Here is a 20,874-nt window from a genome sequence, read left to right as displayed (position 1 = left end):
CACTGCCTGGAAGGAACCCGCGAGCACCATGCATCCCGTTTCTGACGCCCTCCTCGCCCGTTGGCAGCGCTTCCGGAACAGCCGCAACACAGCCCTGGCCAGCGACTACGGCTGGCTGACCCTGACGTCCTTCCAGTGGCTGGAAGACCAGCCGGCCGCCGTCGAACTCGTCCCCGGCCGCTGGTCCTCGGACGGCACGACGGCGTACCTCACCGCTGCGGCGGCCGACGGGCTCACCCTCGTGGAGACCGGCGAACCCGTGGACGGCACCATCAGCGCAACCCTGTCTAACGAGGAGTCCCTGCTGTGGGTGCAGTACGGCGGCGAGGACGGCCGGCAGGTGGTGGTGGAACTGGCCATGCGCGCCAGCAGGTACGCCCTGCGCACCCGGGATTCAACGTCGCCCGTGTTCACCGGGTTCGACGGCGTCCCCACCTTCGACTACCGGCCGGACCTGGTGGTCGAGGCCAGCTTCCGGCCCTATCCGGAGCCCGTGGACGTCCCGGTCGGCACGGCCAACCCGCTGGTGGACGGGGTCCACCGCTCGGTGGGCGAACTGGTGTTCCGGCTCCCCGGCAAGGACCACGAGTTCCACCTGCAGGCCGAGGAGGAAAAGCTCGGCGCGTTAACGGTGACGTTCCACGACGAGACCAACGGAGAACTAACGGATGAGTGGCGGAAGGTCTCCACCGCCCGGCCCCGCGTCGACTCCCTGGGAAACCGCACGGTCAGCCTGGACTTCAACCGGGCCATCAACTACCCCAGCGCCTTCACCCCGTACGGCACGTGCCCCATGCCGGTGAAAAACAACAGCCTGGACTACCGGATCGAGGCCGGGGAGAAAGAGCCCGGCCTGTTCTAGGCGCCCGGGTAAGGCGCCCGGGGAAGGCCCCGGTCAGACGATCGCGGAAACCCCCGTCACGGCGCGGCCCACGATGAGCGTGTTGATCTCGAACGAGCCCTCGTAGGTGTAGATCGCCTCGGCGTCGGCGAAGATCTTGGCCATCCGGTAGTCGGTGACAATCCCGTTGCCGCCCAGCAGAGACCGGCCCATCGCCACGGTTTCCCGCATCCGGGCGCTCACATAGGACTTCGCCAAGGCCACCTGCGGCATGTCCGCTGCGCCCTGGTCCTGAAGCTGCGCGATCCGGACCATCATGCCCATGCTCGCCACCGCGTTGCCAAGCATCGTCACCAGCTGCTGCTGGACCAGCTGGAATTTCGCCAGCGGCCGGCCGAACTGCTGGCGTTCGACGGCGTACTGCCGGGCGACGTCGAACGCCGCCAGCTGCTGGCCGACGCCCTGCCAGGCGACCATGATCCGCGAGCCGCGCAGCAGTTCGTTCGTGTCCTCGAAGCTGTTGATCCCGGCGAAGCGGTCTGACTCTGCCACCTGAACGTCCTTGAGGACAATGTCAGCGTTCTGCACCGTGCGCAGCGCGATCTTGTTCTCGATCCTGCTCCGGGTCACACCGGGCAGGGTCGCGTCCACGATGAAGCCGCGGATGGCGCCGCCGGCCTCGTCACGCGCCCACACGAGCATGTAGTCGCAGAACGTCCCGTTGCCGATCCAGCGTTTGGCGCCGTTGAGCACCCAGGTGTCGCCGCCGTCGGGCGCCCCGCCGGGCACACGCCGGGCGACCGTCTCCATGCCGCCGGCCACGTCGGAGCCATGCTCCGGTTCGGTCAGCGCGAACGCGCCGGTGGTCCGGAGGTTCGCGGCGTCGTCGAGCAGGCGTGCCTTCTGCTCCTCGGAGCCGAAACCGTACAAGGACTCGACAAAGAGATCGTGGTGGACCAGGAAGAAGGTTGCCAGCGAGGTGTCCACCCGGGTCATCTCGGCGATGACCAGCCCGGCGAACAGATTGCTGTAGCCGCGCTGGGCCGGTGCGCTCAGTTCGAGGGCCGCCAGCTTGGGCAGGATCTGTGCGGGGAACTCGGCCTTGTTCCACCATTCGCCAGCGAAGGGCGCCACCTCGCGGGCCAGAAACTCCCGCAGTTCGGCGAGCTTCGCCTGTTCCGCAGCGTCGAGCATCGACTCGAAGTCGAAGAAATCGGCCGTCGGCAGCCCCTCGACGGAGGCAGCAGCCGGGGACTGGGCGAGACCGGCCCGCATCACCTCGGCCCCATCCGGATGGCCCCATCGAGGCGGATGGTCTCGCCGTTGAGCATGGCGTTCTCCACGATGTGCGCCGCGAGGTTCGCGTACTCCGCCGGCCTGCCCAGCCGGGACGGGTGCGGCACCTGCTGCCCGAGGGAATCCTGGGCCTCCTGCGGCAGCCCGGCCATCATCGGTGTTTCGAAGATGCCCGGCGCAATGGTGACCACCCGGATCAGCGAGCGCGCCAGTTCGCGGGCGATCGGCAGCGTCATGGCGTGCACCGCCCCCTTGGAGGCGGCGTAGGCCGGCTGGCCGATCTGGCCGTCAAATGCGGCGACGGAGGCGGTGTTGATGATGACACCGCGCTCCGGTCCGCCGAGTTCGGTCACGGCCGGCTCCGTGGCCGCCATGGCGGCCGCGGCAAGCCGGATGACGTTGAAGGTGCCCACGAGGTTGATCTGGATGACGCGGTTGAAGCTCTCCAGCGGCAGCACGCCGTCGCGGCCCAGGACCTTGCCGGGGGTGGCGATTCCGGCGCAGTTGACCACGATCCGCAGCGGGCCGAGGGCGACGGCGGCGTCGACGGCGGCCTGCACCTGCTCCTCGCTGGTGACGTCTGCGGGAACGAAGACCGCCTTGTGGGCAGGCGTCTTCCGGTTCCCGGCGGCGGGGGCGTCCGCGTGGACCTCCCCCCAAGCATTCAGCTCGGCGGCGAAGGCGTCACCCGCGGAGCTTGGCAGGTCCACCAGGACCACGGAGGCACCGGCGTCGAACAGGCGCCGGGCCGTCGCGGCGCCCAGGCCCGAGGCCCCGCCCGTAATCAGCGCGACTGTACCTTTGATGTCCATGCATCCTCCTTGATGTGGAACCGGAACCCGCCGCGGCGCTGTGTGCAGCGTCACGAATCTGCAGGGAACATTAGTTAGTGAATGTTAACTGGAATGCGGACTTTCTGCACCTTCACCCCGCGATGCCGCGACGATCCCGGCCCGGACGCCGTGCCGCCAGTAGGCTGGAGCCATGACCCCAGCAGAGATTTCCACCGCCCCCAACTGGTCGTTCCGGGCAGACGAGGCGGCCCGCTCGGTGACCAGGCTGTTCGGGCAGCGGCTCTTCTTCCTGCCGGGGACGCACATCGCCGCGGTGGTGCGGCCCTCGGGCCGGGTCAAGAACCTCGCCCGGCCCTGGCATTACTGGTGGCAGGCGCACTACGTGGACTGCCTCGTGGACACCGGCCGCCGGGAACTCGGCACCGAGGGCCGTCCCGGCACGCGGTTCGACGGCGAGAACCGCCCCAGCGCCGGCCGGCTCGCGTCCCAGCTGGTCACCGGGATCCGGCTGCGGAATTTCCTGACTTTCGTCAATAACTACTACGACGACATGGCCTGGCTGGCGCTCTCCACGCTGCGGCTGGAGACGCTCGCAGAGGACAGCCGCAAGGCGGCGGGACGCCGCCGCAATGCCAAGGTCCTGCAGAGCCTCACCCTGCAGTTTGATTCCGCCTCCACGGATGACCTCGGCGGGGGCACCTTCTGGAGCAAGAAGCGGGATTTCAAGAACACCCCGGCCACGGCGCCCGTGGCGCTCTACTTCGCCCGCACCGGCAAGGCGGCCAGGGCGCAGGCCCTGCTGGATTGGCTCGATGCCCGGCTTTTCGATCCCGAACAGGGGATGTACCAGGACGGACTGCGGATCGCCCCGGGCGGCGACGTGGTGCTGGAGAGCGCCATCTACACCTACAACCAGGGGCCGGTCCTCGGCGCGCTGCTGGAACTCGGCGGCGACACCAACCTGGCCCGCGCGTCCGCCCTCGTGGCCGCCGTGGCCCGCAACCTCACCCTCCCGGCGCCGCTGATGGGGCGCAGCGCCACGGTGCTGCGCTGCGAGGGTACCGGCGACGGCGGGCTCTTCACCGGCATCCTCGTCCGGTACCTGGCCCTGGCCGCCGTCGACGAGCGGCTTCCGCAGGAGGTCCGGACGACTGCCGCGACGCTCGTGAACGACACCGCCGAGGCCTTCTGGGAGGGCCGCCGCATCGTGTCCTCCAAGGAACCCCTGGCGCGCAAGGGCGGCAGGATCCTGTTCTCTGCCCGCCCTGAGCTGCCGGCACGGCGCAGCTACCCGACGGGCGCCGCCGTCGAGCTTTCCACCCAGCTGCAGGCCTGGATGGTGCTGGAAGCGGCCGCGTCAATTACCGGAAGATCCGGCTCGGCAGAGCCGGAAGGTACAGAGCGGGAGGACGCGGCGCGGGAACAGGTTGAGCCGGGCGAGGCGGGTCCGGCGGCGGAATCACCCGCGGAGTCCCAGTCAGGGAATTAAGTCACGCAATAGTTTCGTAATCCATGTGATCCTCGTCACTTAAGGCGCTCTCGGCTTGGTTGCTTAGGTTTGGCTAACCTACAGTTTTTCGTAGTGAGCACGCCCTAACTTCCCCCGCTCACAGGGGGCTAGGGTCCCTACGAACTTCCTTGCAGAAAGTAGCCCCATGAAGATCCGCAACAATGCGCTGGCCGGTATCGCGCTGGCCGCGACCGCCGCGCTCGGCCTGGCCGCCTGTGGCTCCGGCGCCTCGACTTCCCCCAGCAGCAGCGCCGCCGCTGACGGCAAGATCTCCGGCGAGATCACGGTCTACAACGCCCAGCATGAATCCCTGACGCAGGAATGGGTGGACGCGTTCACCGCGGAAACCGGCGTCAAGGTCACCCTGCGCCAGGGCTCGGACACCGAGATGTCCAACCAGATCATTCAGGAGGGCCAGGCGTCCCCGGCCGACGTTTTCCTCACCGAAAATTCCCCGGCGATGGCCCAGGTGGAAAACGCCGGCCTCTTCGCCGACGTCGACAAGGCCACCATCGACCAGGTGCCCGCTGAATTCCGGCCCTCCACCAACAAGTGGACCGGCATCGCGGCCCGCTCCACGGTGCTGGTCTACGACAAGACCAAGCTCACCGAGGACCTGCTGCCCAAGTCCATGCTGGACCTGGCCAAGCCGGAGTGGAAGGGCAAGTGGGCGGCCTCGCCGTCCGGCGCCGACTTCCAGGCGATCGTCTCCGCCCTGCTCGAACTCAAGGGCGAAGCTGCCACTGAGGAATGGCTCAAGGGCATGAAGGAGAACTCCAAGGCCTACAAGGGCAACAGCACGGCCATGAAGGCAGTCAACGCCGGCGAGGTCGATGCCGCCCTGATCTACCACTACTACTACTACGGCGACCAGGCCAAGACCGGCGAGAACTCCAAGAACGTCGCCCCGTACTACTTCAAGAACCAGGACCCGGGCGCGTTTGTGTCCGTTTCCGGCGGCGGGGTGCTGCAGTCCTCGAAGAACGCGGCGGCGGCCCAGGCCTTCGTCAAGTTCATCACCGGCAAGAAGGGCCAGGAGATCCTCCAGAAGGGCACGTCCTTCGAGTACGCCATCGCCTCCGATGTCCCGGCGAACGAGAAGCTGGTCCCGCTGGCGGAACTGGAAGCCCCTACGGTGGATCCGGCCAAGCTCAACTCCGCAAAGGTCACCGAGCTGATGACCAAGGCAGGACTGCTGTAACCAGGTGACAACCAAGGTGGCGGCTCCCCGGACTTCCGGGAGCACGGCGACGGCGGGCAGGGGCAAACGCCCCCGCCCGCCTTTCGGCGTATCCGCAGTGTCCGTCCTGGCCGTCCTCATTGCCCTGTTCTCCCTGATCCCGCTGGGCTACGTCATCGTGATGACGGCCGCCACGGGGTGGGAGACCGCTGTTGCCCTGATTTTCCGGGAGCGGGTGGGTGAGCTCCTGCTCAACACGGTGCTGCTGATGGCGATCACCGTGCCGCTCTGCCTGGCCCTGGGCGTGGGCGGGGCCTGGCTGGTGGAACGGACCACGCTCCGGGGGCACAAGTGGTGGGCCGTCCTGCTCGCCGCACCGTTGGCCATCCCGGCGTTCGTCAACAGCTACGCCTGGGTCTCCGCGGTCCCGTCACTCGAGGGCTTGTGGTCCGGTGTGCTGATCGCCACGCTCTCCTATTTCCCGCTCGTGTACATCCCGGCCGCGGCCACGCTCAGCCGGCTGGACCCGGCCATTGAGCAGTCCGCCGCCGCCTTGGGGCTCGGCGCCTGGCGCACGTTCTTCCGGGTGGTGCTGCCGCAGCTGCGCATCGCGATGACGGGCGGCGCGCTGCTCGTGTCCCTGCACCTGCTGGCCGAGTATGGCGCCTTCGCGATGATCCGCTTCGACACGTTCACTACCGCGATCATGGTGCAGTACCAGTCCACGTTCAACGGCACCGCCGGGAACATGCTGGCCAGTGTCCTCGTGTTCCTCTGCCTGATCCTGCTCCTGATCGAAGTCCGCAGCCGCGGCAGTGCCCGGTACGCCAGGATCGGCTCGGGCGCCCAGGCCAGCGCCCTGCGTCTTCCGCTGCACGTCTACCAGCTACCGGCCCAGCTTTTCCTGGCGGCGCTCACGGCGCTGGCCTTCGGGCTGCCACTGACCTTCGTGCTGCGCTGGATCGTGGCCGGCGGCCCGGAGATCTGGGCCGCGGACGAGTTCCTGCCGGCCCTGCTGCAGACCCTCATGTACGGCCTCGCCGGCGCCCTGGCCACCACCGTCGTCGCCTTCCCGATGGCATACCTGGCCGTGCGTCACCCCAGCTGGTTCAGCAAGGCCCTGGAGCTGTCCAACTACATCACCAGTTCCCTGCCGGGGATCGTTGTGGGCCTGGCCTTCGTGACGGTCAGCATCAAGGCGGCCCCGGACCTGTACCAGACGACGGCGCTGCTGATCGCGGCCTACGTGTTGCTTTTCCTCCCGCGCGCGCTGGTCAATATCCGCTCCGGCCTGGCCCAGGCGCCCAAGGAACTCGACGAGGCCGCGCAGGCGCTCGGCAAGCCGCCACTGATGGCGTTCCTCCGGGTCACGCTGCGGCTCACCGCCCCGGCCGCCGCGGGCGGCGCCGCCCTGGTTTTCCTGGCGATCGTGAACGAACTCACCGCGACACTGCTGCTCTCCCCCAACGGCACCCGGACGCTCGCCACCGAGTTCTGGAGCAAGAGCAGCGAAATCGACTACGCCGGCGCCGCGCCGTACGCCCTGCTGATGATCCTGATTTCGGCACCGATGACCTACCTTCTCTTCCAGCAGTCCAAGAAAGCAGCGGGACAGTGACCGACTACAGCCCCTCCCGACTCCCGGAACCGCGGATCGCCGCGTCCGTGGCCACCAGCACCAACAGCCATCTGGAAATCGACTCCGTCACCAAGAACTTCGGCTCCCAGGCCGTCCTCCAGGGAGTCAACCTTTCGGTGGCCAAGGGCGGCACGACAGCGATCGTGGGTCCCTCCGGCTCCGGCAAGACCACGTTGCTGCGCCTGATCGCCGGATTTGAGCACCCGGACAGCGGCAGCATTTCGCTCAGCGGCAGCAAAGTGGCCGGCGGAGGCGTCTGGGTCCCGGCGCACAAACGCCACGTGGGCTACGTGGCGCAGGACGGTGCACTCTTTCCGCACCTGAACGTCGGGCAGAACATCTCCTTCGGCCTCGACGCCGCCAAGCTCCCCGGCGGGCACCGCGGCGTGAAGTCCCGCGTGGCTGAACTCCTCGAGATGGTCTCGCTGGACCCTGCCATGGCCAAGCGCCGCCCGCACGAACTCTCCGGCGGGCAGCAGCAGCGGGTGGCCTTGGCCCGCGCCCTCGCCCGCGAACCGGAACTGATGCTGCTGGACGAACCGTTCTCCGCGCTGGACGCCGGACTGCGCGTGGCCACGCGCCGGGCGGTGGGCAAGGTGCTCCACGACGCCGGTGTCACCACCATCCTGGTCACCCATGACCAGGGCGAGGCGCTGTCGTTCGCGGACCAGGTGGCGGTGATGCGCGGCGGTCGGCTGGCGCAGATCGGCAACCCGTTCATCGTCTACACGCGCCCGGCGGACCGCGCCACCGCTGAATTCCTGGGCGACGCCGTCATCCTCGACGCGTGGATGGAAGGCTCCCTGGCCACGTGCTCCCTGGGCGGCATCCCCGTGCGCCGGCCCCCGGCGCAGGGCCGGGTCCAGCTCATGCTCCGCCCGGAGCAGATCCGGATCGCCGAGGACGGCCCCATCCGCGGCGTCGTCGTGGACACGGATTACTTCGGGCCGGAAACCACCGTGCGGCTCAAGCTCGCCGTCCCGCCCGTCCTCGCGGCCGGCGCCGTGGCCGACCACCGCTATCCCGGCGGCGGCGAAATCATCACCATCCGGCACTGGAACGCCTCGATCGCCCGCCCCGGAACGGAGCTGTGCCTCCGCGTCGTCGGCGAGGCAGTGGCTTTCCCGGTGGAGGACCTGCCGCCGGCCTAGCGGCTGCCCGAACGGCCGCCCGTTCACCGGCTGGCCTTAGCCGGCCTTGGCGGGCCTTTGCAATAACAGGGCGGTTGTTCCCCGCGGGGCCCGTTGAGCCGGTCCTGCTCCCGGCATAGGGTGGGGCGCATGACAGTTCAGCCAGCGCTCCACCGCCAGCACTGCTCCGTGGCCGCCCCCACCCAGTTGTGGCTCGACGCCGACGGTCGGCTGGCCAGCGTCCCCGGCGGCCCGGGCTCCTCGAGCGCAGCGGGCGGCGGCTGGTTCACAGGCCTGCTGCACGGGGACACCCGGATGCTATGCCGGGCGGAGGTCCGGGTGAACGGCATGGAGCCGGAGCCCGCCACGGTCGAGGCAGAGGCCGGCGGTGTGCTGCGCGTGCGTGGACTGGTCCGCGGCATCCCGGGGCCGACGGAGGATCCCGCCGTCGAACTGCTTCAGATCTGGACGGTCACGCCCGGCGTCGTCCGGCACTCCCTTCACCTGGCCACCTCCCTCGAGTCACTGGACGTGGAAATCGAAATCCAGCTCGCCGCGGACTTCACCGACATGGCCGCCATCCGTCTCAGCCGCTTCCGCGATCCCGCCGAGCCGTTCTCGGCGGACGATTCGACGCTGCGCTGGCGCGACGGCGGACGGACCCTGACGGTAGCGGCCCCCGGCAGTGTCGCCGCCGGCGAAAGGCTCGTCTGGCGCGGCACGGCAGGGCGGGGACGCCCGTTCGAAGCGGAATGGCAGGCCGTGCTGGCCGACAGCGACGATGCCGTCGTGGCGGCCCGGCCGCCAGCCGCACGCCGGGTCCGAGCCGAGCCGTCGGGCGCCTTGGGCCTGCTGCTGGACAACGCCCTGGACGATCTCGCGGGTCTCCGCCTGGCAGCCCGGAAGCTGCCCGACGCGCCGTTCCTCGCCGCGGGGGCGCCCTGGTATTTCACCTTGTTCGGACGCGACTCGCTCTGGGCCGCCCGGATGCTCCTGCCGCTGGACGCCGGGCTCGCCGCCGGAACGTTGCGCACCCTGGCCGCGTTCCAGGGCACCCGGCATGACCTGGGCGCCGCCGAGGAACCCGGCAAGATCCTGCATGAGCTCCGGTCCAAGGAGCTCATTCTGGAGAGCCAGGGCCTGCGCCTGCCGCCCGTGTACTACGGCGCAGTGGATTCCACCCCGCTGTGGCTGTGCCTGCTGGCCGAACTGGGCCAGGCCGGACTGGACGACGCCACGGTCCGTTCGCTGCTGCCCAGCGCAGCGCATGCGGTGGAGTGGCTGCTGGCCGCCGGGGGTGCGCCGGGCAGCCCGAACGGCGGGTTCCTCAGCTATCAGGACGCTACGGGCCACGGCCTCAGCAACCAGGGCTGGAAGGATTCCGGGGACGCCATGCAGTTCCGCGACGGCCGCCAGGCGGACGGCCCGATCGCGCTGGCCGAGGTCCAAGGCTACGCCTACCAGGCCGCCGTCGACACGGCCGATCTCTTCGATGCCTACGGCGAACCAGGCGGCCAGGCGCTGCGGGACTTTGCCGAAGCGCTACAGCAGAATTTCCGCGAGCGCTTCTGGGTCGAGGACGACGGCGGCCCCTTCCCTGCCATGGCCCTCGACGGGCACGGCGAGCCGCTGGACATCCCGGGCTCCAACATGGGGCATCTGCTGGGCACCGGCATCCTGGATGCTTCCGAAGCCCGCCTCGTGGCGGACCGGCTGCTGAGCCCCGAACTGTTCTCCGGTTACGGGGTGCACACGATTTCCCGTCGGGCCGCCGGCTTCTGGCCCTTCAGCTACCACTGCGGTTCGGTCTGGAGCCACGACACCGCGATCGCGGTCCGGGGGTTGCTCGCCGAGGGTTTCCTGGCCGAAGCCCGGACCATCGCCGAGGGGCTGCTTTCCGCGTCCGGCGCTTTCGGCCACCGCCTGCCGGAACTGTTCGCGGGCATCACGGCGGAGGAGGCGGGGCACGCGGTGCCGTATCCGGCGTCGTGCCACCCGCAGGCGTGGTCCTCGGCGTCCGCCGTCGTGATCGCACAGGCCATGGGCGTCGGGTTCTAGGGTCCGCGGACCACGGTCCGGGTGCAGGCCGCGGGCCGCCGTCAGGGCGCCGGCGGACGTTTTTTCTGCGGGTAGGGCGTTTCGTGCCGGGCGAGCATCTCGACGAAACCCGCGATCTTCTTCTCCCGGGTGGCGGCCTGCTTGACGCCGTTGGTCCGGTAGATCAGGGCGAACCTGTTCACCGAGGTCAGGACGTCGAACATCGCCTGCGCCCGCGGTACGTCCGCGATGGCAGCGGCGAGATCCGCCGGCACTTCGGCCTCCGCCGCTCCGGAGTAGGCGGCTTCCCAGCGGCCGTCCGCCTTTGCGCTGTCGACGGCGGCGCGTCCCGCGGGAGCCATCCGCCCGGCGGCCTCGAGGCGCCCGATCCGCTCCACGTTCCGGGCGGACCACACACTTTTGGGTCCCCGGCGGGTCATCCGCTGGAACGAGCTCTCCTCATCGCGGCGCCGTCCCTGCCCGTCGATCCAGCCGAAACACAGGGCTTCCTGCAGGGCGGCCTCGTAGTCCAGTTCCGTCACGGCGCCGCCCTTCCTATGCAGCACCAGCCAGACGCCGGGACTGTCCGCGTGGTGTTCCTCCAGCCAGGCGCGCCACTGCACCGCGTCCTTCACCAGCAGTTCCTCGAGTTCAGCAGCCATGGCACCATTGTGCTCCGCACTGGCCCGTTCCGGCCGCTTTGGTGGGACGATATCCCTGAGAGCCGGAATCCGTTCCAACCTTGAGGAGCAACGATGCTGCGTGTCCGCCCGATCCACTTCACCTCCCGTCTTGATGAATGGGAGCGGCTACTCACGGGCCTGGGCCTGGTCAAGACAGTTGACGAGCCCACCTGGCGGGAGTTCGACGCCGGTTCCGGCCGCCTCGCCCTCCACGTCGCCGAACAGGGCTCGCCCGAGGACGGCAGCACCTCCCTGGGCGTCGAGGTGGGAGACCTGAAGGAGTTCGCCCGCCGGACCAAGGAGGCAGGGGCCGCCGAGTCCACCACGTCCGGCGGCACCACCGCCGAGCTCATCGAGGCGGACCATGGTCCGTCCTGCCGCATCACGGCCGCGGACGGTTTCAGTTTCCTGGCCGATCCGGCCGCCCGCGCCGGCGATGGCAGCTGGGGCGGGTCACCGGAGGCGGACCCGGGCGTCGCCGTCGTCGGCGTCTGGTTCGCAGAAGACGCCGTCGCCGCGGCCCAAACCCTGCGCAACATCGGCGCGCGGCCCCGCCCGGTCCCGGGCAGCGGCGGTTCCGCCGGCGGCGATGCCGACGCGGACACGGCCGAGTCGGAAGCGTTCACGGCGAAAAACGGCGGGGTCCTGATGGTCGGTGCCGGAACCGGGGCCGGCAGCGCCGGCCTGGGCTTCGAATACGCCGGTGACCTTGGCGCCCTGCGTCAGCGCCTGGAGGAGGCCGGACACGAGGCGGCGGTCATCGAGGAGGCTGCCGTCCCCACCCTTCACGTGGCCAACCCCGATGCGGGCGGCACCGCCGCCCGGCCGCCGCTCTGGATATCCGCGGCGCCCGCTGCCGGGTGATGATGCGGCACAGGGTGCCGGCTGCCGGTTGAGGACGCGGCCGGAGTCAGTCCTCGAGCGCCCCGTTGCACAGGCGGTTGACGACTTCGGTGAGCATCGTCAGCCCGGCTACGATGTCCTCGTCTGTGGTGTATTCGTGCTCGTTGTGGGAGATCCCGTCCACGCTGGGCACAAAGAGCATCACGGTCGGCACAAGGTCCTTCATGTTGGTCGAATCGTGGCCGGCCAGGGTCATAACCTGCTTGTTCGACAGGCCCAGGTCCGCCGCGACCTTGGCAGCCAGTTCCACGCCCTCGGGCTGGTAGGGCGTCACGGGCCAGGAGTGGCCGTGGTTGCGTTCGACGGTAACGTTCGCCAGCCGCTCGATCTCGGGGATTCGCGCGTGCAGCAGCGCGTCCGCCTCAGCAAGGACCGCTTCATCGGCGCTGCGCAGGTCCAGAAGCAGGTTGACCCGGGACGGCACCACGACGGGCGAGTTCGGGTACACGGTCAGCTGCCCCACGGAGGTGTGCAGCACGCCGGGGAAGGCGTCGGCGAGTTCCCGGGCGGCGACCACCATCATGGAGGCGCCCAGCAACGCGTCTTTCCGGTCCGCGATCACGGTGGAGCCCGTATGGGCCTGCTCGCCGTGGACCACGAACTCGTATTTGTTGGCCGCCCAGTTGGAGCTCACCAGGCCGATCGTGATCCCTTCGCGCTCCATGCTCCGGCCCTGCTCGATGTGGATTTCAGCGCAGTAGGCGGCTTCGGGGCCCTCATAACTGCCACGGCAGCCGATCGCGTCCAGGGCATCGCGGACCGAGACTCCCGCCGCGTCCGTGGTGGCCAGCGCGGTTTCGAGTTCGAGTTTGCCGGTGTAGACGGACGAGCCCATCATGGACGGTTTGAAGCGGGAGCCCTCCTCGTTGAACCAGTTGACCACCGCGATGTTGAACCGGGGCTGCCCGGCGGGTCCGGCCGCTGCCCACTGCTCCACGAGCCGGAACGCTGCGTGGGCCGCGGCGAGCACGCCGTACGCGCCGTCGTAGCGTCCCGCCGTCGGCTGGGAATCCATGTGCGAACCCACCACCACGAACGGGGCCCCCGGCACGGCCTCGTACAGGCCCCACTGGTTGCCGGCCCGGTCGAACTCGACGGTGAACCCCCGGGCCTCCAGCAGGCCCGTGAGCCATTGCCGCTGCTCGCCGTCCGGCACGCTGGCGGCCTGCCGTTCGACGCCGCCGTTCGCGGTAGCGCCGAACGCGCTCATGATGTGGAAGTCCCGCACAAATGCGGCGTCGCGGGTGCTGAAGCTGGTCTGAGTGGTCACGGTGTTCCCCTATGAACGGTTGGAGGCTGGGCTGAGGCTGGGAGTGGTTACGGCGGAGTCGTCCGCCGGCCGGGGCTGCAGGCCGGGCGTCCGGAACGTGAACCTACCCCCGACGGCGGTGGCCAGGACCTCGAGCTCCGCGATGCTGCCGGCGGAAAGCGGGGACCCGGAGAGGACGGTAAAGTCGGCGAGTTTTCCGGGGATCAACGAGCCTTTGAGGTGCGATGCGCCGGTGGCCGCCGCGGCTTCCGTGGTGTATGCCGCCAGGGCCTGGAACGGGCTCAGCCGTTCGTCCGGGTTGCCGAACACGTTGCCGGAGGCGGTGCGCCGGTCCACGAAGGCTTGCATGCCCCGGAGCACGTTTCCGTCCGCCACGGGCCGGTCGGAGCTGCCGGCGAGCGTCACCCCCGCGGCAAGGAACGACGCCGCACGGTAAGCCCAGCCCAGCCGTTCCGGACCGAGCGAGGCGGTCATGCCGTCCCCGCCGTCGAAGAAGAAGCTGGCCTGCGGGGTGACGGCGATGTCCGCGGCGGCCAGCCGGTGCAGCTGCTCCGGCCGGGTCATCGAGGCGTGTTCGATCCGGTTGGGCACGGCCCGCCGGCCGTACTTCGCGGCGCAGTCCGTGATGATGTCGATCGCGAGATCGACGGCGCGGTCACCGATGGCGTGGGCAGCGATGGACCAGCCCGCCGCGTAGGCGGCCTCGATTTTCGTCCGGAGCTCCTCCGGTTCGGCCTGGAAATATCCGGTGTTGCCGGTGTTGTCCGTTCCGCCGTGGCTGCAGTAGTCCTGGCTGACCGCAGCCGTTTCGCCCAGCAGGGAGCCGTCCAGGAACACCTTCGCCGGGCCCAGCGACAGGAATTCGCCGCCGAAGCCGCTGGTGATGCCCAGGTCCAGGCCGGCCGTTGCCGCGTCCGGCGGGTTCTGGCCGCCCAGGGGGTGCAGCACGTCCAGGACCGGCATCACCTGCGCCCGGGCGTGGAGCCGGCCCGCCGACGCTGCCCGTTGGTAGGCGGCCAACTCCACCGGGCTGTGGCCGATCCAGCCGCCGCCGATCCCCGCCTCGGTAAAGCTGGTGATGCCCTCCGCGGCGTAGTAGCTGGTGGCCCGGTCCAGCGCGGCTTCGATGGCCTCGCTGGAATACGGCAGGATCAGCTGCTGGATCAGCTGCTGGGCCGTTTCCTGGACCAGCCCCGTGGGCCGGCCGGCGGCGTCGCGGACTATCACGCCGCCGTCGGGGTCCGGGAACGACGCCTGGTCGGCGCCGGCCAGGCGGAGCGCGGCGGTGTTGACGATGGCCATGTGGCCGGAGTTGTGCCGCATGAACAGCGGCCGGTTCCCCGTGATCCGGTCCAGGACGGTAATGTCCGGGAATTCGCCGCCGTGCTGCTGCTGGCTGAAGCCGGTGGCGAGAAGCCAGTCCGGTGCCGGCGCTGTGGCACGGGGCTCTGTCCCTTGTCCTGCGGAACTGACCGCGGCGCCGTCCGCGGCCATGCCGGCCTCCAGAAGGGCGTAGAGCTGGTTCAGCCCGCGCGCGGCGGAGACGTCCAGTTCGCCGAGGCCAAGACCGAACCACGTGGTGTGGCAGTGCGCGTCAATGAAGCCGGGGGTCACGGTGGCGCCGGCGAGGTCCAGGACCTCGGCCGCTTCCAGCCCGTCCAGGTCATCATCGAGGCCCACAATCCGGCCCTGCCAGATCCCCAGCGAGGTGGCATGCGGGCGGCGCTCGTCCATGGTGATGATGTCCGCGTTGCGCAGCAACAGATCGAGTTTCATGGGATACCTAGCGTGGTTCTCAGCGGTGGGAGGTGGTGACTGACTTGATGCGGGTGTAGTCCTCCAGGCCAAAGACGGAGAGGTCCTTGCCGGTGCCGGAGTGCTTGAAACCGCCGTGCGGGGCCTCGGCGGGGATCACCTGGTGGCAGTTGATCCAGACGGCGCCGAAGTCCAGCTCGTTGGATACCCGGGTGACGACGCCGTGGTTGTTCGACCAAACGCTGGAGGCGAGCGCGTACTTCGTCCCGTTGGCGAGTTCGATGGCTTCCGCCTCCGTGGCGAACGGCTGCACTGTGACAACGGGTCCGAAGATCTCCTCGCAGACCACCTCGTCGGACTGGAAGACCCCGTCGATCACGGTCGGTTCGAAGTGGAACCCGGCGCCGGTGCGCTTGCCCCCGGCGAGGACCCTGGCGTTTGCGGGGAGCCGGGACATAAAGCCCTCCACCCGGTCCAGCTGCGCGGCGCTGTTCAGCGGTCCCAGATCCGCGGCGTCGCCGCCGACCTGCAGCGCGGCGGCCGCGTCGGCGAGCGCTGTGCCGAACTCGTGGTGGATGGATTCCTCCACAAGCACACGGGTGACGGCGGTGCAGTCCTGTCCGGCGTTGAAGAACGCGCCGAGCGCAATCTCCCGGGCCGCCAGGTCAATGTCGGTGTCGGCGAAGACGATCGCGGGTGCCTTGCCGCCGAGTTCCAGGTGAACGTCTTTGAGGGTCTTCGACGCCGCGGACATCACCTGCGCCCCGGCCCGGGTGGAGCCGGTGATGGATACCATTTCCGGGATCTCGTGCTCCACCATGGCGGCCCCGGTCCCCCGGCCGCCGCAGATCACATTCACGACGCCGGCCGGGTAGGCTTCCTGCGCCAGCTCGCCCAGGATGAGGGTGGACCAGGGGGTGGTGTCCGCCGGTTTCAGCACCAGGGTGTTGCCGGCGGCGAGCGCCGGTCCGATCTTCCAGATGGCCATCATGAACGGGTAGTTCCACGGGGTGATCTGGGCGACCACGCCGAGGGGTTCCCGCCGGACGGTGGAGGAGAAGCCGCGGACGTATTCGGTCTGCGCGGTTCCGGACACCACGCGGCAGGCGCCGGCAAAGAAGCGCAGCTGGTCTGCTCCGCGGAGGATCTCGAGCTCGCGGGTGACCGGGCGGGGTTTGCCGGTGCAGGCTACCTCGGCGTCCAGGAGCCGGTCGGCGTTGGCTTCGATGAGGTCGGCGAGCCTGAGCATCATGGCCTGGCGTTCGGCCGGGGTGGTCCGCTTGTAGCTCTGGAAGGCGGTGTGGGCGGCCTGGAAGGCACGGTCCACGGTGGCGGCGTCGCTGTCCGGGGCGGTGCCGAGCTGGACTCCGGAGGCGGGGTCGAAGAACGGCAGGGTGGACCCGGCCGAACCGTCGGCGGCACTGCCTGGGACGATCTCACCGTTGATGATGTTGTGCAGGGTGATCATGGCGGGCTCCGGTCAGTTGCTGGCAGTTTTGGGTGAGCGGGTGGCGGGGTCCTGCGGGAGGTGCAGGACCGCCGGCAGCCCGGATTCGACGGCGCGGCGGAAGGCGGCGCCGAAGTCCTCAGTCTTCTCCACGCGTTCGCCGTAGCCGCCGTAGGACCGGGCCAGCGCGGCGAAGTCCGGGTTGGTCATGTGGGTGCCCGAGGGGCGGCCCGGGTAGTGGCCTTCCTGGTGCTCCCGGATGGTGGCGAAGATGCCGTTGTCCACCACCAGGGCGATGAACTTCCCGCCATGGCCCATGGCCGTGGCCATCTCCTGGCCGTTCATCAGGAAGCACCCGTCGCCGGCCACGGAGATCACCTGGCGGCCGGGGTAGGCCAGGGAGGCGGCCACCGCCGCCGGGATCCCCATGCCCATGGCGCCGTTCCGGGGCGCGGCGAGCGAGTTCGCCGTGTTGTGCTTCAGGTAGCGGGCCGGCCACAGCGAGTGGTTCCCGGCGCCGTAGGTGATGACGGCGTCGTCATCCATTTCCTGCTTGAGGATTTCCATCACGACGGCGAGGTCCACATGGGTGCCCCCGTCCGGCTGTGCCGTGGAGAATTTCTCATAGTCGGCGCGGGCGCCGGCCAGCCAGCCGGGCTCGGGTTCCACGGCGGATTCCGTCGCGGCGAGGGCCGTGGCGAAGGACGTCACGTGGGCGGGAATGTGCTGGTCCAGCCGGCCGAAGTGGCCCAGCAGATCGGCGCCGGGGTGGACGACGACCGTGACGGCGTCCAGTCCGCGCTTGTAGCCGTCGGAGAGCACGTCGGCGCGGACGCAGCCGACGAAGACGAGCAGGTCGGCATCGTCGAGGCGGCGGGCGTTGGCGTCGCTGCGGGCGTAGCCGAGGTAGCCGGCGTAGGAGTCGCTGCCGTGCGGGACGGCATCATAGGCGCGGAAATCCGCGAGCACGGGGACGCCGTGGCGGGAGGCCCAGCCGGCCAGCGCGTCCGAGGAAGCCTGGTCCCAGCCTTCGCCGCCCACCACGATCAGGGGTTTCCTGGCCGCGGCCAGCTTCGTCTCCAGACCGGCCAGGTCCGCCATGGCGGGTTCGGTCCGGGCCACGGTGCGGGGCTCGACGGTTCCGGACTCGATGGCGTGGACCAGCACGTCTTCGGGCAGGCCGATCACCACGGGCCCGGGACGGCCGCTGAGCGCCGTGAAGATGGCGTCGTCCACCACGCGGGCGGCGGAAGCGGCGTCGTCGAGCGTCACCACTTTTTTCGCTGTGCTGCCGAACCAGGCGTTGATATCGAATTCCTGGAACGACTCCCGGCCGCGGTCCGCGACCGGGATGAGGCCGACGAACAGGATCATGGGGGTGGCGTCCTGGTGCGCGGTGTGGATGGCGATGAAGGCGTTGGCGGCGCCGGGGCCCCGGGTCACCATGGCCACGCCCGGCAGCTCCGTGAGCCGGCCTTCGGCGAGCGCCATGAAGCCGGCGCCGCCTTCATGGCGCGTCACCACGGTTTCTATCGAGGAACCGTGCAGGCCGTCCAGCACGTCCAGGAAGCTTTCGCCGGGGACGCCGTAGACGCGCTGGATGCCGGCCCGTTCGAGCTGGGCAACAATCAGGTGCCCGGCGGTGGTCGATGTTGTTTGTGGCGTGCTCAATGCTTCATGCCCTCTTCTTCGATGCTGAGCGCGGGGAGGAAGATCCCGGACAGGGCTGTCATCACGGAGACGACCAGCAGGATGATGGCGCCGGGCCAGAACGAGTTGCCGTTGGCGGCCACCAGGGCCGTCGCGATCAGCGGCACAAAGCCGGAGATGACGCCGGCGCTGTTGGAGGTGATGGCGACGCCGGTGTACCGGACCTTCGTGGCGAAGAGAGCGGTGAGGGCCGTGCCGGACACCGCGTACGGGACGGACAGGGTGCACACACCGATGATCATGGCGGTGATGACCAGGGCCGGGATGGCGGTGTCGATGGCCAGGAAGACCGGGACGGCCACCAGCGCGGAGGCAACGCCGCCCCAGAGGATCACCTTGCTGGCGCCGTACTTCTCGCCCATGCGGCCGGCCCAGATGAGGACGAAGATCTCGAAGACCGCGGCGAGGAGCGAACCCAGCAGCAGGGTTTCATAAGGCATTTTGAGGACCTTGGTGCCGTAGAAAACCACGAAGCTGGTGATGAGGTAGAAACCGCCGATGCCGAGCAGCGCGGAGCACATGCCCACCAGGATCTGGCGCCAGCTCTTCGTCAGCACGCCGCGGATGGGGGCGTGCTCGGTCTCGCCGGACTCCATCAGCGCTTCGAATTCCGGGGACTCGCTGAGCTTGCTGCGGATCCACATCGAGATGGCCAGCAACGGGATTGCGGCGATGAACGGGATTCGCCAGCCCCAGGCGTCGAAGTCGGCCTGGCCCACCAGGTAGAGCATGCCGAAGAACCCGCCGGAGGACAGGATGGTGCCAATCGGTGAACCGATCTGCGGCAAGGCGGCGTAACGTGCACGCTTGGCGACCGGGGCGTTTTCGACGGCGATGATCACCGCGCCGCTCCACTCGCCGCCGACGGCCAGGCCCTGCAGGATCCGCAGCGCCACCAGGATGATGGGGGCTGCGACGCCGATGGTCATGTAGTTCGGCAGGAGGCCGATCAGGCCGGTCACGACGCCGATGCCCACGATGGTGACCATCAGGATCTTCTTGCGCCCCACCTTGTCCCCGAGGGCGCCGAAGATGAAGCCGCCGATCGGGCGGGCCACGAAGCCCACGGCCAGTGTGGCGAAGGAGCTCATCGCCGAGACGAAGGGGTCCTGGGACACGAAGTACTGCGCGTTGAACACCAGGGCCGCGGCGGTGGTGAACAGGAAGAAGTCGTACCATTCCAGCGCCGTTCCGACGAGGGCCGCGAGGGCGACTTTCTTGGCCACGCTCTCATCGACGGGCCCTGGCGACTGCGGGCTGGCGATGGTGGTGGCGTTGCTTGCGCTACTTGCCATGATTACTCCAAAGAAATGTGACTGGTCTTTGCGGTTGCCGGTGCGGCCTCCCCCATCCGGGGCTAAATCCGGCTCCGGGAGGATGCTTCCGTGGGGTGTGATTGGGCTCACCCGGGTGCTTCGTTCCATTCTGCCAGTAGCTTTTTCCAAAATAACTAGCAGTGTGTCACGCATACCGGCGCCTAGAATGTGAGAATGCACAATTTTGAATCACCAGGCGCCGAGGTCCGCTGGAGTGAGCTGGTGGACCAGCTCGAGGGACGGCTGGACATCCTGGCCCAGACCTTCACCGCCCGGGTGCGGCAAATCCCGGAGTATGGCGAGAGCCAGGTGACAGTCCCGGAAATCCGGGACACGGCGCGGGAAACGTTCCGCCGGCTCATCCACGGGCTGCGGAGCGGCCCGGAGGACACGGCACGGGACGGGCTACTCGCCTTTGCCTCGGACCTCGGGTCCAAGCGGGCCCGGGCCGGGATTCCGCCGGAGTCCTTGACCTCGGCCGTGCGACTGGATTTCAGCATCCTGTGGGCGGACCTGCTGGAGATCGCCGCGCCGGAGGACGCCGGCCTGCTCGCTTCCCGGGTGGATCTGGTCTGGCGGGTCGTCGACGAATTCGCCACCCGGACACACATGAGCTACCTGACCGAGCGGGTGGGCATGGCCCAGGAAGAGTCCAGCATCCAACGCGAATTCATCGCGCGGCTCTTCAACCAAAGCACACCCTCGGCGGAAACGTCCGCCCAGGTCGGTTCGGCCCTCGGTATCGGTCCTGATGTGCGATGCGGCCTCGTCGCTGCCAGCGGCGAAGCCGGTGCGCGCCTCCGTGCCGCGGCCACGCAGTTCGGCTCCGCCCAGCGCCGCCACAAGATCTTCCTCCACGAATCCGGCGGAAACACCTACCTGTTCTGGCCGCTGCCCCCGCGCGCGGCCCGGGCGACGCGGAGCATGGCGCTGCAGTTGCCCCCGGCCCTGGCGGACATCCCCTGCGGCTACGTGCCGGAGGTGTACGGGCTGCGGGGTCTCCCCGCCGCCGCCCGGACGGCAGAAAGCCTGGCCGCCCTGCTTCGCCCGGCCGATTCCGGGCCCCTCTCCGCGGATGCCGCGTGGACCCGGCTGGCGCAGCAGAACCTCCAGGATGCCGGCCTCGACCTCGCCGCCCAACTGGATGAGGCACTGGAGGAATGCCGCGGCGGGGAACGCGAACGCCTCACGGAGACGGTGCAGCACTATCTGTCGACCGGCAACATCACGGCAACGGCCGAACAGCTGTTCTGCCACCGGAACACCATCCTCAACCGGATTAACCGCTTCGAGGAACTGACCGGAATCGACCTCACGATCCCTGCCCAGGCGGCCCGGCTGGTGGTGGCCTGGGCCTAGCCAT

Annotated in this window: 16 protein-coding genes; 8 read left to right on the top strand and 8 right to left on the bottom strand. The window is 69.1% G+C overall.

Annotated elements, in window-relative coordinates; translation table 11 throughout:
• Positions 1-28: 28 nt before the first annotated feature.
• On the top strand, positions 29-862 hold the full coding sequence (locus tag AC6EUH_RS09305; RefSeq protein ID WP_499738446.1) for a DUF1684 domain-containing protein: 834 nt from the start codon (positions 29-31) through the stop codon (positions 860-862).
• Positions 863-895: 33 nt separating this feature from the next.
• Here AC6EUH_RS09305 and AC6EUH_RS09300 read toward each other — a convergent pair whose 3' ends face one another.
• Both AC6EUH_RS09300 and AC6EUH_RS09295 read right to left on the bottom strand, forming a co-directional pair.
• Positions 896-2,116 (bottom strand): acyl-CoA dehydrogenase family protein, encoded by a 1,221-nt coding sequence (locus AC6EUH_RS09300; protein ID WP_499738502.1) that lies wholly within the window; start codon positions 2,114-2,116, stop codon positions 896-898.
• Entirely contained in the window at positions 2,116-2,949 is an 834-nt protein-coding gene (locus AC6EUH_RS09295) for an SDR family NAD(P)-dependent oxidoreductase (RefSeq protein WP_499738445.1), read from the bottom strand. The genes AC6EUH_RS09300 and AC6EUH_RS09295 overlap by 1 nt, the downstream gene beginning before the upstream one ends.
• 172 nt (positions 2,950-3,121) lie before the next feature.
• Here AC6EUH_RS09295 and AC6EUH_RS09290 point away from each other — a divergent pair, with 172 nt between their 5' ends.
• The 5 genes from AC6EUH_RS09290 to AC6EUH_RS09270 all read left to right on the top strand — a co-directional run bounded on the left by AC6EUH_RS09290 (position 3,122) and on the right by AC6EUH_RS09270 (position 10,448).
• Positions 3,122-4,420 (top strand): glycoside hydrolase family 76 protein, encoded by a 1,299-nt coding sequence (locus AC6EUH_RS09290; RefSeq protein WP_499738444.1) that lies wholly within the window; start codon positions 3,122-3,124, stop codon positions 4,418-4,420.
• Between the two features lie 166 nt (positions 4,421-4,586).
• Positions 4,587-5,642: an iron ABC transporter substrate-binding protein gene (locus tag AC6EUH_RS09285; RefSeq protein ID WP_056427504.1), complete on the top strand. Its 1,056-nt coding sequence runs from the start codon at positions 4,587-4,589 to the stop codon at positions 5,640-5,642.
• Between the two features lie 4 nt (positions 5,643-5,646).
• The gene (locus tag AC6EUH_RS09280; RefSeq protein WP_499738443.1) at positions 5,647-7,239 is read left to right on the top strand and encodes an ABC transporter permease; all 1,593 of its coding nucleotides are present in this window, start codon (positions 5,647-5,649) and stop codon (positions 7,237-7,239) included.
• Positions 7,236-8,411 (top strand): ABC transporter ATP-binding protein, encoded by a 1,176-nt coding sequence (locus tag AC6EUH_RS09275; RefSeq protein ID WP_200913004.1) that lies wholly within the window; start codon positions 7,236-7,238, stop codon positions 8,409-8,411. Before AC6EUH_RS09280 ends, AC6EUH_RS09275 begins: the two co-directional genes overlap by 4 nt.
• Positions 8,412-8,540: 129 nt before the next feature.
• Positions 8,541-10,448: a glycogen debranching N-terminal domain-containing protein gene (locus tag AC6EUH_RS09270; protein ID WP_499738442.1), complete on the top strand. Its 1,908-nt coding sequence runs from the start codon at positions 8,541-8,543 to the stop codon at positions 10,446-10,448.
• A gap of 41 nt (positions 10,449-10,489) precedes the next feature.
• Here AC6EUH_RS09270 and AC6EUH_RS09265 read toward each other — a convergent pair whose 3' ends face one another.
• Entirely contained in the window at positions 10,490-11,089 is a 600-nt protein-coding gene (locus AC6EUH_RS09265; protein WP_499738441.1) for a YdeI/OmpD-associated family protein, read from the bottom strand.
• A 93-nt stretch (positions 11,090-11,182) separates the two neighbouring features.
• On the opposite strand from AC6EUH_RS09265, the gene AC6EUH_RS09260 reads away from it, so the two are divergent.
• Positions 11,183-11,974 (top strand): VOC family protein, encoded by a 792-nt coding sequence (locus tag AC6EUH_RS09260; protein WP_499738440.1) that lies wholly within the window; start codon positions 11,183-11,185, stop codon positions 11,972-11,974.
• 46 nt (positions 11,975-12,020) lie between these two features.
• Here the strand turns inward: AC6EUH_RS09260 and AC6EUH_RS09255 are convergent, their stop codons facing one another.
• From AC6EUH_RS09255 to AC6EUH_RS09235, 5 genes are read right to left on the bottom strand one after another with little or no spacing between them, the layout of a single operon-like run.
• Positions 12,021-13,283: a M20 family metallo-hydrolase gene (locus AC6EUH_RS09255; protein WP_499738439.1), complete on the bottom strand. Its 1,263-nt coding sequence runs from the start codon at positions 13,281-13,283 to the stop codon at positions 12,021-12,023.
• Between the two features lie 9 nt (positions 13,284-13,292).
• On the bottom strand, positions 13,293-15,059 hold the full coding sequence (locus AC6EUH_RS09250) for an amidohydrolase (protein WP_056427521.1): 1,767 nt from the start codon (positions 15,057-15,059) through the stop codon (positions 13,293-13,295).
• Between the two features lie 19 nt (positions 15,060-15,078).
• Positions 15,079-16,506: a gamma-aminobutyraldehyde dehydrogenase gene (locus AC6EUH_RS09245; RefSeq protein WP_056427524.1), complete on the bottom strand. Its 1,428-nt coding sequence runs from the start codon at positions 16,504-16,506 to the stop codon at positions 15,079-15,081.
• A 12-nt stretch (positions 16,507-16,518) separates the two neighbouring features.
• Entirely contained in the window at positions 16,519-18,156 is a 1,638-nt protein-coding gene (locus AC6EUH_RS09240) for a thiamine pyrophosphate-dependent enzyme (protein WP_499738438.1), read from the bottom strand.
• Positions 18,153-19,490, bottom strand: a complete 1,338-nt coding sequence (locus tag AC6EUH_RS09235) for an MFS transporter (protein ID WP_499738437.1) — start codon at positions 19,488-19,490, stop codon at positions 18,153-18,155. The genes AC6EUH_RS09240 and AC6EUH_RS09235 overlap by 4 nt, the downstream gene beginning before the upstream one ends.
• A 195-nt stretch (positions 19,491-19,685) precedes the next feature.
• On the opposite strand from AC6EUH_RS09235, the gene AC6EUH_RS09230 reads away from it, so the two are divergent.
• Complete coding sequence (locus AC6EUH_RS09230) at positions 19,686-20,870, top strand: PucR family transcriptional regulator (protein ID WP_499738436.1); 1,185 nt, start codon at positions 19,686-19,688, stop codon at positions 20,868-20,870.
• The last annotated feature ends 4 nt before the right edge of the window (positions 20,871-20,874 follow it).

The organism is Arthrobacter sp. 001422645, assembly GCF_059816125.1.
This window is presented reverse-complemented; position numbering and strand designations above follow the sequence as displayed.

Coding starts and splice junctions, on each gene's coding strand:
- AC6EUH_RS09305 (WP_499738446.1), top strand. CDS start 29: ATGCATCCCGTTTCTGACGCCCTCCTCGCCCGTTGGCAGCGCTTCCGG.
- AC6EUH_RS09300 (WP_499738502.1), bottom strand. CDS start 2,116: ATGCGGGCCGGTCTCGCCCAGTCCCCGGCTGCTGCCTCCGTCGAGGGG.
- AC6EUH_RS09295 (WP_499738445.1), bottom strand. CDS start 2,949: ATGGACATCAAAGGTACAGTCGCGCTGATTACGGGCGGGGCCTCGGGC.
- AC6EUH_RS09290 (WP_499738444.1), top strand. CDS start 3,122: ATGACCCCAGCAGAGATTTCCACCGCCCCCAACTGGTCGTTCCGGGCA.
- AC6EUH_RS09285 (WP_056427504.1), top strand. CDS start 4,587: ATGAAGATCCGCAACAATGCGCTGGCCGGTATCGCGCTGGCCGCGACC.
- AC6EUH_RS09270 (WP_499738442.1), top strand. CDS start 8,541: ATGACAGTTCAGCCAGCGCTCCACCGCCAGCACTGCTCCGTGGCCGCC.
- AC6EUH_RS09265 (WP_499738441.1), bottom strand. CDS start 11,089: ATGGCTGCTGAACTCGAGGAACTGCTGGTGAAGGACGCGGTGCAGTGG.
- AC6EUH_RS09260 (WP_499738440.1), top strand. CDS start 11,183: ATGCTGCGTGTCCGCCCGATCCACTTCACCTCCCGTCTTGATGAATGG.
- AC6EUH_RS09250 (WP_056427521.1), bottom strand. CDS start 15,059: ATGAAACTCGATCTGTTGCTGCGCAACGCGGACATCATCACCATGGAC.
- AC6EUH_RS09245 (WP_056427524.1), bottom strand. CDS start 16,506: ATGATCACCCTGCACAACATCATCAACGGTGAGATCGTCCCAGGCAGT.
- AC6EUH_RS09235 (WP_499738437.1), bottom strand. CDS start 19,490: ATGGCAAGTAGCGCAAGCAACGCCACCACCATCGCCAGCCCGCAGTCG.
- AC6EUH_RS09230 (WP_499738436.1), top strand. CDS start 19,686: ATGCACAATTTTGAATCACCAGGCGCCGAGGTCCGCTGGAGTGAGCTG.